Source organism: Streptomyces sp. NPDC097595 (assembly GCF_044761525.1).
GTDB lineage: Bacteria > Actinomycetota > Actinomycetes > Streptomycetales > Streptomycetaceae > Streptomyces > Streptomyces drozdowiczii_A.
The window spans coordinates 1-16,588 of record NZ_JBIWCN010000003.1 but is presented as its reverse complement, the minus strand read 5'-3'; the positions used below and the strand labels follow the sequence as shown (position 1 = coordinate 16,588).

Here is a 16,588-nt window from a genome sequence, read left to right as displayed (position 1 = left end):
GCCGGGGAATCACGAAAAGTACTCGCGCCCTCACCGGCACCTCACCAGAATCCCTTCATGGAACCCTTGGAACCGATCACCCTCACCACCGACCGCCTGCTGCTGCGCCCCTTCACCCCCGCCGACACCGACGCGGTGTACGAGGCGTGCCAGGACCCGGACATCCAGCGCTGGACGGTCGTCCCCTCGCCGTACGCCCGCGCCGACGCTGAGTTCTTCACGGAACGCCTCTCGCCCGAGGGCTGGCGGGACGGCTCGATGTACAACTTCGCCGTGGTGCCCCGCGAGGGCGGGCCGCTGATAGGCGCGCTCGGCATGAACCGCCGCACCGGCCCCGGCCTGTACGAGGTCGGCTTCTGGACCGCGAAGGAGCAGCGCGGCCGCGGCTTCATGACCGAGGCCGTGCTGTGCGCCGCCCGGTGGGCCTTCACCGCGCTCGGCTGCGACCGGCTGGAGTGGAAGGCCGAGACCGGCAACGACCCGTCGCGGGCCGTCGCGCTGCGCGCGGGCTTCCGCATGGAGGGCGAGCAGCGCTCGGGGCTGCTCAACAAGGGCGTGCGCCGCAATGCGTGGACGGGCGCGCTGCTCCCCGCCGACCTGGGGCTGCCGGGCACCGCCGCCTACGTACCGCCCAGCGGTGTCAGTGCCGCCCCCTAGAGTGCGGAGCATGACGTCTGTGCAGCCACCCGCAGTCGAACTCTCCGCCGACCAGGCCCGCAGGATAGCCCTGCGGGCCCAGGGCTTCCTGGGCGCACCGGACCGCCGGTCGGGGGTGCCCGGGGTGCTGCGCCACCTCGGCGCCGTACAACTGGACACGATCTCGGTGCTGGCCCGCTCGCACGAGCTGATCCCGTACGCGCGCCTGGGCGCGATCGGGCGGCGCACCGTCGAGGAGGCGTACTGGTCGGGCGGTCGCGCCTTCGAGTACTGGTCGCACGCGGCGTGCATCCTGCCCGTCGAGGAGTGGCCGCACTTCGCGTTCCGCCGGCGCGCCTACCGGGCGCGGCCGCAGTGGTCCCACGACCTGCCGGACGGCGCGTACGACACCGTCATCAAGCAGCTGACCGCCGAGGGCCCGCTGACGGCGACGGAGCTGGGCGGCGCGAAGAACGGCGGGGAGTGGTGGGACTGGTCCGCCTCGAAGGTGGCCGTCGAACGGGCCCTGATGTACGGCGAGGTGGTGTGCACCGAGCGGCGCGGCTGGAAGCGGGTCTACGACCTCGCGGAGCGCGCCCTGCCCGACACCGTGCTCCACGACGACCTGGACGACGCGGAGTGCCTGCGCCGCCTCGTCGCGCTCGCCGGGCAGTCGCTGGGCGTGGGCACCCGGGCGGACATCGCCGACTACCACCGCCTCAAGGGCGAGCAGTTCGACGCCGTGGTGGCGGATTCCGGGCTGGTGCCGGTGGCCGTGGAGGGCTGGTCGAAGCCGGCCTGGGCGGACCCGGCGGCGCTGGCCTCCGAGCCCCGGGGCCGGCACCGGACGACGCTGCTCTCGCCGTTCGACTCGCTGGTCTGGGAGCGGGCGCGGACCGAGCGGATCTTCGGTTTCACCCACCGCCTTGAGGCGTACGTGCCCAAGCAGAAGCGGGTGCACGGCTATTTCGCGATGCCGCTGCTGGCCGGCGGGCGGCTCCAGGGGCGGGTCGACCCGGCCCGCGAAGGGACGACGCTGATCGCCCGGCAGGTGTCCCTGGCGGGTACGAAGGCCGTGGCACCGATGGCTCAGGCCCTGGTGGAGGCGGCGTCCTGGGTCGGCTGCACGGACGTCCGGCTGGAGCGGGTGGAAGCGCCGGAGCTGCGCGGGCCGCTCGCGGCGGAGATCGCCCGCCTCCTGGTGTGACCGCGCCCGGTGCGCCGGCCGTCGCGCCGGCTCACCGGCTCACCGGATCTCCAGGATCTTCTCCCGCATGGCGTAGACGACCGCTTCCATGCGGGAGTGGAGCTGGAGCTTCTCCAGAATGTTGCGGACGTGGTTCTTCACGGTGTTCTCGGAAATGAACAGTTGCTTCGCGATATCGCGATTGTTCATGCCGGTCGCGACCAGTTTGAGGACTTCCAGTTCCCGTTCGGTCAGCCGGGGCGCCGGTACCAGCCGTCGTTCGTCGGTTCGCTGGATCATCGACTTGAACTCGGTGAGCAGTTTCGACGCCATGGACGGGCTGATCTGGGACTGCCCGTCGGCGACCGCGCGAATAGCGGTGGACACCTCGTCCGTGGAGATCTCCTTGAGGAGATAACCCGTGGCGCCGGCCTTGATCGCCTCGTAGAGATCGGCTTCCTCGTCGCTGATCGTCAGCATGATGATCTTCGCGCTGGGTGCCACTTCCTTGATGGACGTGCAGGCTTCGATTCCGCCGCGCCGGGGCATCCGCACATCCATCAGCACGATGTCCGGGAGCAGATCGGCCGCCTTGTCGACCGCCTCGGCGCCGTCCCCGGCCTCGCCGACGACCTCGATGTCCTCCTCGTGCGCGAGGACGATCTCCAGGCCTCTGCGGAAAAGCGCGTGGTCGTCCACCACCAGGACCCGGATGGGCTCCTTGCGGTAGCCGCCGTCCCGGTCCGCACCGCCGAGGTCCCGTGCGTCGTCGGCATCACTCGCGTCGCGCACGGGCCCGAAGGTGTCCGCCATCGTTCCTCCCCCTGAAGGCCACGGCCTGAAATTCACGAACGGTCCGCCAACGGCAGTTCACAGAGCACCGATTGGCTTGGGTCGCCATGATTTCATGCCGGGACGGCAGTGCGGTGATGACTTGGTGACAGACGGGTGCCCCTGGGGGCGTGCGGACGCTCCAGGGGCACCACTCGATGGTGGCGTCAGCCGCCGAGTGCGCCGCCCGCGCCGCCCGCCTCGTCGGCGGCCAGCGGGTCGGTCCTCAGGTGGATGACACCGTAGTCGTAGGCGTGCCGCCGGTAGACGACACTGGGTTCCTTCGTCTCGTTGTCCACGAACAGATAGAAGTCGTGTCCGACCAGTTCCATCTCGTAGAGGGCCTGGTCGAGCGACATGGGCGCCGCGACGTGCGTCTTCTCGCGCATCACCAGCGGTCCTTCGCCCTGCACCTCCAGCGAACCGACCCTGGTGGTGGGTACGGGCTGTGCCGTCTCGTCGGGAATCAGCTCGCCGTCACCGTTGAAGGACGCCGCGTCCGGCACCATCTCTCCGACCTCGGCAGCGGGGATGCGTCCCGTGCCCCGGCGGCTGTAGCGCTTGTCGTGCTGCTTGCGCAGCCGGGCCTCCAGCTTGCCGGTGGCCAGGTCCAGCGCTGCGTACGGGTCGCCTGCGGCCGCTTCTGCCCTGATGACCGGTCCACGCGAGCGGAGCGTGATCTCCACCCGGTCGGAGCGGTCTGCCTGACGAGGGTTCGGCTCCTTGGACACCTCCACGTCGAGGCTGATCACTTTGCCGTCGAACTTCTGGATCTTGTCCAGCTTCAGCTTCTCGGCCACGTGCTTGCGGAACCGCTCGGGCACCTCGGTCTTGCGGCCCTTGACGACGATGTCCACGCAGAACTCCGTTCCCGGATCGCTCCGCTCGGCGGCGGAGCATCTCCCTTTTGCACCTGGTCCCGGTGATGGGCCGGGACCGCGGACTCGGTGACTTCCACCTCCTCCTCCCCAGCCGGAAGGGTTTCACCCCACCCGATTTCCGGTTTCCGAACCACTGGTGGGTCGCCTGCCTGAAACCTGATGGTGCATTCGTCGAGGGCCGGCATTCACCATTCCTCACAACCGAACATAGCCTGCTCGGACGGATGTCGGCACCCGCTACTCGCACGTACCTCCGTTCAGGTCTTTTTACCCACTCACTACCTGCAACGATGCAAGTTCAGTTCCAGTTCCGGTTTATTTTCCGACCGGCGGGACATGCTGCGTCGAAGGCCGGAGGGGGCGCCGCGACCACGGCCGCGTCGCGCACGCGGGACCCCGCGCGCCCGCAGGCCGCGTCGAGCGCCCGGGCCGCCTCGGCCAGCGTGGCCCCCGTGGTCAGCAGGTCGTCCACCAGCACCACCCGTCCGGCGGTGAGCAGCCTCCCGCCCCCGGCCGCCACATCCAGCGCCCCGGCCACGTTGGCCCGGCGCTCCGCCGCGGTCAGACCCGACTGGTCGGCCACTCCCCGCCGCTGCCGCAGCACCGCGGCGACAGTCGCCGGGACGCCGTTCCGCCGCAGCTGGGCGGCCGCCGCCAGAGCGATACGCCGCGCCGGGTCGTGCCCGCGCGCCGCGACGGCCCGGCGCGCGGAAGGCACCGGTACGAGCAGCAGAGGCCGCCCGTCCGGATCCCGCCCGGCTCCGGCCCGTACCGCACCCGCCAGCGCCCGGCCGAGCGGGCGCGCCATCGCGAGCACGCCGCGCTCCTTGTGGGCGAGCAGGACCGCCCGCGCCGCGCCCTCGTATCCGGCGGCGGCATGCACCTCGGGCAGCCCGGTCGGCTCCGGCGAGGGCCGCACCCGGCGCGGCACACCTCCGTGCAGCTGTACGCCGCACGCCTCGCACAGCTCCGCCCGCGCCCTGCCGCAGCCGCCGCAGGACACCGGAAGCACGAGCCCGCTGATCTCCCGCCACCACCCCCGCACACCTCAACTGTGCCCCTCCGGGAGCCGGCGGGCCACCCCTGTGGAAAACCCCGGAGGGCGGCGGTGTCAGCCCGGGTAGACCAGCGCCGAGCCCTCCTTGAGGACCGTCTGCCAGTTGTCCCCGGGGAGCAGCTTCACTATCCCGTCGCCGAAGGTGTCCGCCATCAGCGGCAGCTGCTCGTCGTCGGCGGCGGCGATGGCCAGCACCTGGTTCACCCCGGGCAGGACGCCCGAGGAGGGCGTCGAGCCGTCCGTCTGCACGTAACGGACCTGCTGCACACCGCCCTGCTCCTTGCCGACGACCACGAGGCGGCTGCGGCCGGACCAGGACACCGCCGTCACATCGGCGAACTGTGGCGCCGCCTGACGCAGGTCGACCACGGACACCTCGGCGTCGTCCTCCGGGCCGAGCCGTTCGATCCGGCCGATCTTCAGCGTCGTGTGGCCGTCCTTGGTCAGCAGCAGCGCTATGCGCACCCCGTCCGAGGAGAGCCGCAGCCCGGCGATACGGCTGCCGCCCAGGCTCGGCACGGTCACCTCCTGCGGCTTGTCCGTGCCGTGGGGCAGCCTCAGCAGCCTGGAGTTCTCCGGGTCGCGGTCGGCGACCCAGAGATCGCCCCGGCCGTCCCAGCTGGGCGCCGTCAGCCGGTCATCGGGGTCGGCCGCCTTGCTCGTCAGGGCTGGTACGGGGAGCTCGCCGTCCGAGGCGATGGAGGCCACGTAGAGCGACTCGTTGTGCTGGGAGAGCACCGCCGCCGACTGCTCGTCCCGGGCCACGCCGACCGCGCTCACCTTCAGCGCGCCGCTGCCGAAGGGGCCGACCACCGGCTCCGGCTCGCCGCTGCCCCTGGTGCTGCCCGGGATGCGCTCCACCCGGCCCTTGGCATCGACGAAGTACTGGCTGTCGGGTCCGCCCGAGGAGCCGTCGGGGGCGTATTCCTCGGCCTGGTCCGCGTCGAGCACGCACAGCGGCGAACCGTCGGAACGCTGCAACTCCACCTGCTCGACCCGCGCGGAGGTCAGGTCCCGGAGGGTGAAGAGAACCTGCGAGGCCATCATCCGGCAGTCCCGCTGCCCGGTCCCGTCCGCGTTCTTGTCGAGCGGGACCTTCAGGACGTTGCGGTCGTCGGGCGTCAGCGAGCCGACACCCTTCCTGAGGTCCGTCCCCTTGGGGAAGCGCGAGGCGACGGCCGGCCGCAGCCAGTCGGTCGGCCCCCGCAGAAGGCTGCGGACCGCCTGCGTCACCGTGTCCATCCCGGTCGAGGGGTCGGTCCGGTTGCGGAGGTAGACAGGGTCGGCGACGAGGGTGGCCTCCGCGTCGGACCGCCCGGTCGCGAAGTAGTACTTATTGACCGAGCGGTACAGCCGCTTGAAGTCGGACTGGCCGAGCACCAGGCCGTCCGCCACGGAGTCGATGCGCCATTCCTTGCCGTCCGGCGTCTTCTCCCGCACCAGGTGGAGCGTGCGGGAGAAGTCCGTGGGGACGAGCGGCTGGTACGCGTTCTGCTCGTCGACCGTCGCCACCTGCTCCCCGGTGAGGGTGTAGGAGACCTCGGTCGTGGTGCGGTCGTGGTCGTGGACCGGGCGGTCGCTCCGGTTCGGCGCCTTGGCCAGCACGGCGGTCTCCGCGCTCGGCTTCCACCGGCGCGACGCCTCCTTGGTGAGGTACTTGCGCGTCGTCCGGAAGTCGGAGTCGTCGCTGGTCATCGACTCCAGGAAGCCGTCGACCACCTCGTTCGGGGTGGCGCCGTCCCTGGGGGCGACCGCGTACACCTGCACCTGGGAGTCGCCGGGCTGCGAGGCGTCGACGGCCTTGATGTCCCCGGACACGGGCATCGAGCCGCACGCCGACAGCACGAGCGCGCCGCACCCGACCAGCACGGTCACCCCCACCACACGCCCACGGCCGCCCTGACGACGGTCAGTCCTCACGGATCGTGTCCTCCCGCCCCGGTTCACGCCCCGGAGAGTCGTTGTGACCGGCCTGCCGCTCCTCCGAGGGACGCGGCACCACCCGTGCCCCGTTGCCCGGCAGGGCCGCCGGGTGCACCGACGCGGGCGCGGTCCTGGCCGGCACGGCGGCCCGGCCGGGCACCTGCAGCGGGGCACGGCCCGTACCGGCGTGCTGCGAGGGCACGGCCAGCAGCCGGTGCCCGCCGCCCGAGGCGGAGGTGTCCGTGGAGGCGTCCTCGGCCCGCTCCCGGCTCTCCCGGTTGCGCCGCGAGTCCTCCGGCTCCAGTGGTATCGGCGAGCCCCGCAGCGGCTCGTCCGCCGTACGCGGCAGCGTCAGCCGGAACTGCGAACCGCCACCGGGCTCGCCCCACGCCTGGAGCCAGCCGCCGTGCAGCCGGGCGTCCTCCACCGCGATGGAGAGGCCCAGGCCGGTGCCGCCGGTGGTCCGGGCCCGGGCCGGGTCGGCCCGCCAGAAGCGGTTGAAGACCCGGGTCGCCTCGCCGGGCTTCAGCCCGACGCCGTAGTCCCGGACGGCGACGGCGACCGCTCCGCCGGCCGCGCCCATCCGCACGACCACGTCGCGCCCCTCGCCGTGCTCGACGGCGTTGACGACGAGGTTGCGAAGGACGCGCTCGACGCGCCGCGCGTCGGCCTCGGCGATCACCGGCTGCTCGTCGCCGACGACCCGGATCCGGGTGCCCTTGCGCTCGGCGAGCGGCTCGGCGCCACCGATCACCCGGCGCACCACCTGCCGCAGGTCTATCGGCTCCGCCTCCAGCGCGGCGGCACCGGCGTCGAAGCGGCTGATCTCCAGCAGATCGGAGAGCAGTGACTCGAAGCGGTCGAGCTGGTCGCCCAGCAGCTCGGCGGACCGGGCCGTTATGGGGTCGAAGTCGGCCCGCGCCTCGTGGATGACGTCGGCGGCCATCCGTACCGTCGTCAGCGGTGTACGCAGCTCGTGCGAGACGTCCGAGACGAACCGCCGCTGCATCCGGGACAGCTCCTCCAGCTGCTGAATCTTGAGCTGGAGGCTCTGCGCCATCTTGTTGAACGCCTCACCGAGCCGGGCGATGTCGTCCTCGCCGGTGACCTTCATCCGTTCCTGGAGCCGGCCGGCGGAGAGCCGTTCGGCGATGCCTGCGGCCATGCGTACGGGGGTGACGACCTGGCGCACCACGAACCAGGCGATGGCACCCAGCAGCACCACCACGAACAGGCCGGCGGTCGCCAGCGTGCCCTTGACCAGGTTCAGGGACTTCTCCTCCTGCGTGAGCGGGAAGACGTAGTACAGCTGGTACGGGTCGCGGTCGATGTCGTAGAGGCGCTTGCCGACGATGAGGCCGGGCTGGGACTCCTGCCCGTTCTCGTACTGGATCAGCGTGTACGTCTGGAAGGCACCGGGGCCCTTGTTCACCGCGTCCCGCAGGCTCTGCGGAAGGCTCGACGCCTTGACGTATCCCGAGCCACGGGGCGCCCGGGCCCCCTCGTCGGCACTGAGCGCCATCACGTTGAAGGCGTTCTTGCCGCCACTGGCGAGCTGGTCGACGAGCTCGGTGCGCCAGGAGTTGTTCTCGGTCGTGCCGTCCGCCGCGTCGTCGACCTCGCCGGCGACGGGGGTGAGCGGCGCGTTGGCCTTCTCCTGGGCGGCCGCGAACCCGCCCGCGGCCTGTGTCTGGGCCGCCTTGCCCTTCGCGTCGAGCAGGCCGTTGCGCACCTGCCCGATCACGACGAGGCCGAGCAGGAGCACCACTCCGAGCGACATCAGCAGCGTGCCCGCGACGACGCGCAACTGGAGGTTGCGCCGCCACAGCCGCACGGCCGGCAGCAGCGGACGCCGCACCCAGCGCATCAGCAGACGCGGCACCGGCCCGCCGGGCGCCCGGTCCTGGAACAACCGGCCGCCCTGCAGGAAGCGCTCGACGGGGGACGAGGTGTGCCCTGAACCGGCAGCCCGCTCCGCACGGACTCCCGGCTCCCCGGGCTTCGGAGCAGTGCTACCCAGGGACATGTCAGCTCGGTCCGGCCTTATACCCGACACCACGGACGGTCACGACGATCTCCGGCCGCTCCGGATCCTTCTCGACCTTGGAGCGGAGCCGCTGCACATGCACGTTGACCAGACGGGTGTCCGCCGCGTGCCGGTAACCCCAGACCTGCTCCAGGAGCACCTCACGGGTGAAGACCTGCCACGGCTTGCGGGCGAGCGCGACCAGCAGGTCGAACTCCAGCGGCGTCAGGGCGATGGACTGCCCGTCCCGCTTCACCGAGTGCCCGGCGACGTCTATGACCAGGTCCCCGATGGTCAGCTGCTCCGGGGCCGGCTCTTCGGACCTGCGCAGACGTGCCCTGATCCGGGCCACCAACTCCTTCGGTTTGAACGGCTTGACGATGTAGTCGTCGGCCCCGGACTCCAGGCCCACCACCACGTCAACCGTGTCGCTCTTGGCAGTGAGCATGACGATCGGCACACCCGACTCGGCCCTGATCAGCCTGCAGACCTCGATGCCGTCCCTGCCGGGCAGCATGAGGTCGAGCAGGACCAGGTCCGGCTTCGCCTCTCGAAATGCAGCAAGTGCCTTGTCGCCGTCCGCTACGAACGACGGCTCGAAACCCTCACCACGCAGCACAATCCCGAGCATCTCGGCCAGTGCGGTGTCGTCGTCGACGACAAGGACGCGTCCCTTCATAAACGACATCATCCCATTAGCTAATCGTTACCTGCGATGATCTGGCACACAGCTCTGCCAGCCCGGCCCCCGTGACCGGCGAGATTACGCCTTCTTCCGTGACGATCGCCGTGACCAGCTCCGGCGGCGTGACATCGAAGGCGGGGTTGTACGACTGGGTCCCCACTGGGGCGACGAGCATTCCGCCCGCCTCCTCGTCCCCCGCTCCGCGCGGCAGGACTGTGAGCTCCGTCACTTCGCGCCCGGAACGCTGCTCCACGGCGATGGACGCCCCGTCCGCCGTGAGCAGATCCACGGTCGTCGTCGGCGCCACCACGATGAACGGTACGTGGTGGTACTTGGCGAGCACCGCCAGCGGATAGCTCCCCACCTTGTTGGCCACCGACCCGTCCGCGGCGATGCGGTCCGCCCCGATCAGCACGGCGTCCACCTCCCCCGCGGCGAACAGCGACCCCGCCGCATTGTCCGTGAGCAGGCTGTACGGCATGCCGTTGCGCGCCGCCTCGTACGCGGTCAGCCGGGCGCCCTGCAACAGCGGACGGGTCTCGTCCACCCACAGCCGCCTCAGCTGCCCCGCCCGGTGGGCCCCGAGCGCCACCGCGAACGCGGTGCCCTCGCCCCCGGAGACGAGCGCCCCCGTGTTGCAGTGGGTCAGCAGCCGGTGGCCCCCGCCCGGAACCAGCTCGTCCAGCAACGCGAGCCCGTGCCCGGCCATCCGTCGGCTGGCCTCGGCGTCCTCCCGGTGCAGCGCCCTGGCCTCCGCCAGTGCGACCGCTCCCGCCCGCTCCTGTCCGGCCCCCTTGTCGAGCGCCGCCCAGTACCCCGCGGCGGCCCGGCGCACGCCGTATCCCAGGTTCACGGCGGTGGGCCGCGCCCGCTCCAGGAGCCCGGTGGCCTCCGCCACGTCATAGCCCCGCACCGCGGCCAGGGCCACGCCATAGGCACCGGCGATCCCCAGCAGGGGCGCACCCCGTACCGCGAGCGTCCTGATCGCGGCCACCAGAGCCGGCACATCGGTGCACACCAGCTCCGTCTCCTCCGCGGGCAGCCGCCGCTGGTCGAGGAGCACCAGCACGGGGCCTTCCGGAGGCTCGTCCCAGCGAATTGAGGGTAGTCCGGCGGCCTCGCTGCCCACCGGCGATTGCGCGTCCTGATCAGCCATCCATCCAGTCTGCCCGGTGACCCGCCCGGACTTGAAGGCACGAGCCGGTCACAGGGCCGGGGCCGGACGGCAACGACGCGTGGCACGATGGCTGCCAGCCTGACGCCGCGCCGCGCGGACAGGACCGCGAAGGAGCGACAATGAACGACACTCCGGGCTGGGCCTCGCCCGGATCCGCCCCCTCCGACGACCAGCGGACGAACGACCACGCAACGGACCACCGCGCCCCGGCCGACCGAGAATCGCCTGATCAGGACCCGGCACGTCGAGAAGCGGCAGACCGGCAAGTGGCCGATCAGGAGCCGGACCGCCGGAAGCCCGAAGGCCAAGAAGCAGCCGACCAGGAAGCAGCGGGCCAGGAAACGACCGGCCGGGAGCCGGGCCGCCCCGACACAGGCATCCCCCGCCCCTCCGAACCGGCCGACGATACCGCCCCCTCGGGAACCTGGGCCGCCCAGCAGCCGCCCGCCGGCCAGTGGTCCCCTCCGAGCCCCACCGGAACCGGCCCCACCGCCCCGCCGCCCAACACGGGCTGGGGCACCCGGGCACACGGCTCCGGTTCCAGCACGGGCCCCGGCTGGAACACCTCGCCGCAGGGATCCGGCTGGGGCACTCCGCCGCGAGGATCCGGCTGGGGCGGCCCGCCGCCGGCGGCGGCGAAACCCGGCGTCATCCCGCTCCGGCCGCTCGGCATCGGCGAGATCCTCGACGGCGCCGTCTCCACCATGCGCGCCCACTGGCGCACGGTCCTCGGCATCACGCTCGCGGTCTCCGTGATCGCCCAGGCCGCCATCCTCCTCATCCAGCGCTATCTGCTGCCCGACGCTCCCTCGGTCGACCGCAACGCCACCGGCTCCGAGGCGCTGCGCCAGGCCACCGAATCGCTCCGCTACAGCCTCCTCGACCTCGCCCCGACCCTGCTGATCTCGATGCTGGCCACGATCTTCACCACGTCGGTGCTGACCGTGGTGATCAGCCGCTCGGTGCTGGGGCGCCCGGTCACCCTGTCCGAAGCCTGGGCCGAAGCCCGCCCCCGGCTGCTCCCCATGCTGGGACTGACCCTCCTGCTCGCCGTCATGGGCGGAGCGATCATGACCGCCGGCATCCTGCCCGGGTTCCTGATCGGCGACACCGCGGGAGCCGGTCTCGCACTGCTCGGGCTGCTCGCCGCGACCGCCGTCTTCCTCTGGCTGTCGGTCCGCTTCAGCCTGGCCGCCCCCGCGCTGATGCTGGAGCGGCAGCCGATCGCCGCCTCCCTGCGACGCTCCGCGAAGCTGGTCCGTGACGCCTGGTGGCGGACGTTCGGCGTTCTCGCCCTGACCTGGCTGCTGACGCTCATCGTCGGTCTGGTGGTCGCCATCCCCTTCGGCATCGTCGCGGTGGGCGTCGACGACGGCACCCTGAGCTCCTTCCTCTCCGGGGAAGCCACCGAGTTCGGCTGGCCGTTCCTGATCGTCTCCGCCATCGGTGACGTGGTCGCCGCCGCCCTCACGTATCCGCTCTCCGCCGGCGTCATGGCCCTTCTCTACGTGGACCAGCGCATCCGCCGCGAAGCGCTCGACCTCGACCTGGCCAAGGCAGCGGGCCTGCCCGGCTTCGACAACAGGAACTGACACCGTGCCGGGGGCGGGCGAGGCGGCAGCACGACTGCTGGTACGAACGAGCGGCGGCGCCCCCGTGGACACCGGCCGCCTCCCCGCCCGGGAGGCGGCCCGACGCGAACTGTCCAAGGGCGCGTACCACGAGAACGACCCGAACCCCCTCCAACGGGCCCTGGACCACCTGTGGACCTGGTTCGGCGATCTCATCTCAGCGGCCTCCGTCGTCGCACCGGGCGGGGCTGCCGGCCTGGTCGTTCTCCTCGTGATCGTCATCGCCCTCGCCGCCGCGCTCCGGTGGCGGCTGGGCGCCCCGCACCCCGGCCGGAGGCGCACCGAAGCGCTCTTCACGCACGGCCCGCGCAGCGCCGCGGAGCACCGTGCAGCCGCCGAGGTCCACGCGGCAGCCGACCGCTGGAACCAGGCCGTCCAGGAACGGATGCGTGCCCTCGTCCGCTCCCTCGAAGAGCGGGCTCTGCTGGACCCCCGCCCCGGACGCACCGCCGACGAAGCGGCCGCGGAGGCGGGCCGCACCCTTCCCCCGTACGACACACGGCTGCGGGCGGCGGCCCGGGTCTTCGACGACGTCACATACGGGGGCCGCTCCGCCGACCGGACGGCGTACCTGACTCTGCTCGACCTCGACCGCGCCGTCGAAACCGCCACACCGCGACTCACCGGCGCCCGCGAGGGGGCTGCCGAATGACCCCGGCCGCCACCGCCCCCTCCACCTCCATATCCGTCACGCCTCAAGAGATATGGCGCCGCTCCCGCGGAGTGCTGCTCGCCGTCCTCCTGCTCGTCGTCGCCGCGACAGCCCTGGCAGCCGCCCGTTCCGGGGACCAGCACGGCCGCCTCGACCCCCGCTCGGCGGACCGCTACGGCAGCAGAGCCATCGCCGAACTCCTCAAGGAACACGGCATATCCGTCCGCGTCGTCACCACCGTCCGGGACGCGGCATCCGCGACCGGCCCCGACACGACCCTTCTGGTCACCGGCCCCAACCTGCTGACGCCCCACCAGCAGCGGGCTCTGCGCACAGCGACCGCCCGCACGACCGGCCGCACCGTGCTCCTCGGCGCCGACTCCCCCTCCCTCGACACCCTGGCCCCCGGTGTGCGGGCGAAGCCCTCCGTACCCGTGGTCGCACGGCCCCCGGACTGCTCCCTGCCCGCGGCCCGAAGGGCCGGAGCCGTCGAGACGGGCGGCATCCGCTACGACGCCGAGCACCTTGGCACTGAGGGCCTTGATACCGATGCCTGCTACCCCGCAGGGGGCCTTTCCTCGGTGCTCCTTCTGCGCCGGCCCGCAGCCGGCGACACCGTCCTGCTGGGCTCCCCCGACTTCCTGTACAACGAACGCCTCGACCACCAGGGCAACGCGTCCCTGGCCCTGCAACTCCTCGGTTCCCGCCCTCATCTGGTCTGGTACCTCCCCTCGCTCACCGATCCCTCCGCCACTGACAGCACGGACGGCCGGAGCAGCCTCATCGAGCTGATCCCGTCCGGCTGGCGGTGGGGCATACTGCAACTCGCCATCGCCGCCGTGCTCGCAGCGGTCTGGCGCGCCCGCCGCCTGGGCCCCCTCGTCGACGAGCGCCTACCCGTGGCCATCCGGGCCTCCGAGTCCACCGAGGGCCGAGCCCGGCTCAGCCGCAGAACCAACTCTCGCGACCGCGCCGCCGCATCACTCCGCCACGCGACGCGCACCGCGCTGGCACCACTCGCCGGTGTCTCCCCCGGAGACGCTCACTCCCCCGCAGTGCTCCTCCCCGCTCTCTCCGCACGCCTCGGACCGGCCCACAGCAACCTCAGCGATCTACTCTTCGGCCCAGGCCCCTCCGATGACCGGGCCCTCGTACTTCTGGCAGACCAACTCGACTCCCTCGAAAGAGAGTTCCGAACCTCATGAGCGCCCCGCCTCCCGCGCCCACCGGGACAACTGGAACCGCCGGGCCCGCCGCCGCCGACACGCACGACGCAGCCCGCGCCGCTCTGGAGGTGCTGCGCTCCGAGATCGCCAAGGCCGTGGTCGGCCAGGACCCCGCCGTCACCGGACTCGTCGTCGCCCTGCTCTGCCGAGGGCACGTCCTCCTCGAAGGCGTCCCCGGCGTGGCCAAGACCCTGCTGGTCCGAGCCCTCGCCGCGTCACTCGAACTGGACACCAAGCGGGTGCAGTTCACACCCGACCTGATGCCGAGCGATGTCACCGGGTCCCTCGTCTATGACGCGCGCACGACCGAGTTCTCCTTCCAGCCCGGCCCCGTTTTCACCAACCTCCTCCTCGCAGACGAGATCAACCGGACCCCGCCCAAGACGCAGTCATCTCTGCTGGAGGCGATGGAAGAGCGTCAGGTCACCGTCGACGGCACGCCCCGTCCGCTGCCCGACCCCTTCCTCGTCGCCGCGACACAGAACCCGGTCGAGTACGAGGGCACGTACCCCCTCCCCGAAGCCCAACTGGACCGGTTCCTGCTGAAACTGACCGTCCCATTGCCCACGCGTGCCGACGAGGTCGCTGTCCTGACCCGCCATGCCGATGGGTTCGATCCCCGTAATCTGAAGGCTGCGGGCATCCGACCGGTCGTCGGGCCCGCCGACCTCGAAGCCGCCCGCGCCGCGGTCGCGAGGACGGCTGTCTCCCCCGAAATCGCCGGCTACGTAGTCGATATCTGTCGTGCCACGCGTGAGTCCCCCTCGGTCTCTCTCGGTGTCTCCCCCCGTGGAGCCACCGCCCTGCTGTCCACCGCCCGAGCGTGGGCCTGGCTCACCGGCCGCGACTACGTGACCCCGGACGATGTGAAGGCGCTGGCCCTCCCGACGCTCCGGCACCGCATCCAACTGCGCCCCGAAGCCCAGATGGAAGGGGTCACCCCCGACTCCGTCATCACCGTTGTGCTCGCCCAAGTCCCCGTACCTCGATGAGGCGATGAGCCGTGGCCCTCACCGGACGTGCCGCCCTGCTGGCGGCTCTGGGATCACTCCCTGTAGGCATCGTGGCCCCGAGCTGGACGGGAATGCTCGCGGTCAATGCCCCGCTCTCACTGGCAATTCTGTGCGACTATGCCCTGGCAGCGCCAGTGCGAACGCTTCAGTTCACCCGATCCGGTGATACATCCGTTCGACTTGGTGACCGGGCAGAAGTGCAACTCACCGTAGTCAACCCTTCCCGCCGCCTGCTGCGGGCACATCTCCGCGATGCCTGGCCGCCGAGCAGCTGGCTACCCGGAACCGAGTCGTCCGCCTCCCGCCACGAGTTGGCTGTCCCGCCCGGCGAGCGAAGGCGCATCAGCACGATGCTGCGCCCCACCCGCCGCGGTGACCGCCGGGCCGAACAGATCACCGTCCGCTCGTACGGGCCCCTCGGCCTGGCCGCACGCCAGGGCAGCCATCGGGTGCCCTGGACGGTGCGCGTCCTTCCGCCGTTCACAAGCCGGAAGCATCTCCCCTCGCGGCTCGCCAGAATGCGCGAACTCGACGGTCGTACCAGCGTGCTCACGCGCGGGGAGGGCACGGAGTTCGACAGCCTGCGCGCCTACGTTCCCGGCGACGATGTCCGGTCGATCGATTGGCGCGCGACCGCCCGCCAGTCCACGGTCGCCGTACGGACCTGGCGCCCGGAACGCGACCGGCACGTCCTGGTCGTCATCGACACCGGCCGCACTTCGGCGGGCCGGGTCGGCGATGTGCCTCGCCTCGACGCGGCGATGGACGCGACCTTGCTCCTCACCGCACTCGCCACTCGCGCCGGCGACCGTGTCGGCCTCCTCGCCTACAGCCGCCGTACGAGGGCGAGGGTCCAGGACCGGGCGGCCGGGGACGTCCTGCCGGCCGTGGTCGACGCCCTGACACCGCTGGAGCCGGAGCTCGTCGAGACCGATGCGCGAGGGCTCATCGCCGAGGCCATCGCGCAGGCTCCTCGGCGTTCGCTCGTTGTACTCCTGACGAGCCTCGACGCGGCTCCTGTCGAGGAGGGGCTGCTGCCCGTACTGCCTCAGCTCACCCAGCGGCACACGGTGCTGATCGCAGCGGTGAGCGACCCGCGCATCGCGGAGATGGCCGGCGCGCGCGGAACAGTGGACGCGATGTACGAGGCGGCCGCCGGTGTCGAGGCCCAGGCCCAGCGTCGCCGCACTGCGGACCAACTCAGGAGCCACGGTGTGGTCGTTGTCGATGCATCACCGGACGATCTCGCACCCGCACTCGCCGATGCCTATCTGGCACTCAAAGCGGCGGGGCGCCTGTAGGCACGAGCGACGGGAGGGCGGACCCGTCTGGTCTGCCCGGGCTGAAACGCAGAAAAGCCCCGTGCCAATGGCACGGGGCTTTCCCACAATGATTGTTCGGCGGCGTCCTACTCTCCCACAGGGTCCCCCCTGCAGTACCATCGGCGCTGAAAGGCTTAGCTTCCGGGTTCGGAATGTAACCGGGCGTTTCCCTAACGCAATGACCACCGAAACACTATGAAATTTGAACCAACCGGATGAAAACACGGCTGTTCGTTATTTCAGAACTAACACAGTGGACGCGAGCAACTGAGGACAAGCCCTCGGCCTATTAGTACCAGTCAGCTCCACCCGTTACCGGGCTTCCACATCTGGCCTATCAAC

Annotated in this window: 14 protein-coding genes and 2 rRNA genes; 7 read left to right on the top strand and 9 right to left on the bottom strand. The window is 71.3% G+C overall.

Features of this window, described 5'->3' with window-relative positions; genetic code table 11:
* Positions 1–66 precede the first annotated feature (66 nt).
* Entirely contained in the window at positions 67–657 is a 591-nt protein-coding gene (locus ACIQZN_RS05015) for a GNAT family N-acetyltransferase (RefSeq protein ID WP_403989143.1), read from the top strand.
* A gap of 10 nt (positions 658–667) precedes the next feature.
* Positions 668–1,843 carry a winged helix-turn-helix domain-containing protein gene (locus ACIQZN_RS05010; RefSeq protein WP_403988486.1) on the top strand — a complete coding sequence of 392 codons (1,176 nt, stop codon included), beginning with the start codon at positions 668–670 and terminating at the stop codon, positions 1,841–1,843.
* 39 nt (positions 1,844–1,882) lie between these two features.
* Here the strand turns inward: ACIQZN_RS05010 and ACIQZN_RS05005 are convergent, their stop codons facing one another.
* From ACIQZN_RS05005 to mtnA, 7 genes are all read right to left on the bottom strand, one after another.
* Positions 1,883–2,635 (bottom strand): response regulator transcription factor, encoded by a 753-nt coding sequence (locus tag ACIQZN_RS05005; RefSeq protein ID WP_365681963.1) that lies wholly within the window; start codon positions 2,633–2,635, stop codon positions 1,883–1,885.
* Between the two features lie 185 nt (positions 2,636–2,820).
* On the bottom strand, positions 2,821–3,510 hold the full coding sequence (gene hpf, locus ACIQZN_RS05000; RefSeq protein ID WP_403988483.1) for a ribosome hibernation-promoting factor, HPF/YfiA family: 690 nt from the start codon (positions 3,508–3,510) through the stop codon (positions 2,821–2,823).
* Positions 3,511–3,832: 322 nt separating this feature from the next.
* The gene (locus ACIQZN_RS04995) at positions 3,833–4,579 is read right to left on the bottom strand and encodes a ComF family protein (protein ID WP_403988481.1); all 747 of its coding nucleotides are present in this window, start codon (positions 4,577–4,579) and stop codon (positions 3,833–3,835) included.
* 66 nt (positions 4,580–4,645) lie between these two features.
* Positions 4,646–6,415: an LpqB family beta-propeller domain-containing protein gene (locus ACIQZN_RS04990; RefSeq protein ID WP_403989141.1), complete on the bottom strand. Its 1,770-nt coding sequence runs from the start codon at positions 6,413–6,415 to the stop codon at positions 4,646–4,648.
* Positions 6,416–6,500: 85 nt separating this feature from the next.
* Positions 6,501–8,540 (bottom strand): MtrAB system histidine kinase MtrB, encoded by a 2,040-nt coding sequence (gene mtrB, locus ACIQZN_RS04985; RefSeq protein WP_403988479.1) that lies wholly within the window; start codon positions 8,538–8,540, stop codon positions 6,501–6,503.
* Position 8,541: 1 nt separating this feature from the next.
* On the bottom strand, positions 8,542–9,231 hold the full coding sequence (mtrA, locus tag ACIQZN_RS04980) for a two-component system response regulator MtrA (RefSeq protein ID WP_005316841.1): 690 nt from the start codon (positions 9,229–9,231) through the stop codon (positions 8,542–8,544).
* A 4-nt stretch (positions 9,232–9,235) separates the two neighbouring features.
* Positions 9,236–10,381: an S-methyl-5-thioribose-1-phosphate isomerase gene (gene mtnA, locus ACIQZN_RS04975; RefSeq protein ID WP_403988476.1), complete on the bottom strand. Its 1,146-nt coding sequence runs from the start codon at positions 10,379–10,381 to the stop codon at positions 9,236–9,238.
* 140 nt (positions 10,382–10,521) lie between these two features.
* Between mtnA and ACIQZN_RS04970 the strand changes: the two genes are divergently transcribed.
* Genes ACIQZN_RS04970 through ACIQZN_RS04950 form a run of 5 tightly spaced genes read left to right on the top strand, consistent with a single transcriptional unit; the run spans position 10,522 to position 16,225 of the window.
* A complete protein-coding gene (locus ACIQZN_RS04970; RefSeq protein ID WP_403988474.1) occupies positions 10,522–11,994 on the top strand; it encodes a glycerophosphoryl diester phosphodiesterase membrane domain-containing protein in 1,473 nt (490 codons plus the stop codon).
* 4 nt (positions 11,995–11,998) lie between these two features.
* A complete protein-coding gene (locus tag ACIQZN_RS04965; protein ID WP_403988472.1) occupies positions 11,999–12,685 on the top strand; it encodes a DUF4129 domain-containing protein in 687 nt (228 codons plus the stop codon).
* The gene (locus ACIQZN_RS04960; RefSeq protein WP_403988471.1) at positions 12,682–13,890 is read left to right on the top strand and encodes a DUF4350 domain-containing protein; all 1,209 of its coding nucleotides are present in this window, start codon (positions 12,682–12,684) and stop codon (positions 13,888–13,890) included. Before ACIQZN_RS04965 ends, ACIQZN_RS04960 begins: the two co-directional genes overlap by 4 nt.
* Entirely contained in the window at positions 13,887–14,903 is a 1,017-nt protein-coding gene (locus ACIQZN_RS04955; RefSeq protein ID WP_403988469.1) for an AAA family ATPase, read from the top strand. Before ACIQZN_RS04960 ends, ACIQZN_RS04955 begins: the two co-directional genes overlap by 4 nt.
* 11 nt (positions 14,904–14,914) lie before the next feature.
* Positions 14,915–16,225 (top strand): DUF58 domain-containing protein, encoded by a 1,311-nt coding sequence (locus ACIQZN_RS04950; protein ID WP_403988467.1) that lies wholly within the window; start codon positions 14,915–14,917, stop codon positions 16,223–16,225.
* 94 nt (positions 16,226–16,319) lie between these two features.
* On the opposite strand, the gene rrf is transcribed toward ACIQZN_RS04950, so the two are convergent.
* Together rrf and ACIQZN_RS04940 are read right to left on the bottom strand one after the other, a co-directional pair.
* Positions 16,320–16,436, bottom strand: a 5S ribosomal RNA gene (gene rrf / locus ACIQZN_RS04945).
* A gap of 79 nt (positions 16,437–16,515) precedes the next feature.
* Positions 16,516–16,588: ribosomal RNA gene (locus tag ACIQZN_RS04940) — 23S ribosomal RNA — on the bottom strand; the annotation flags it as partial.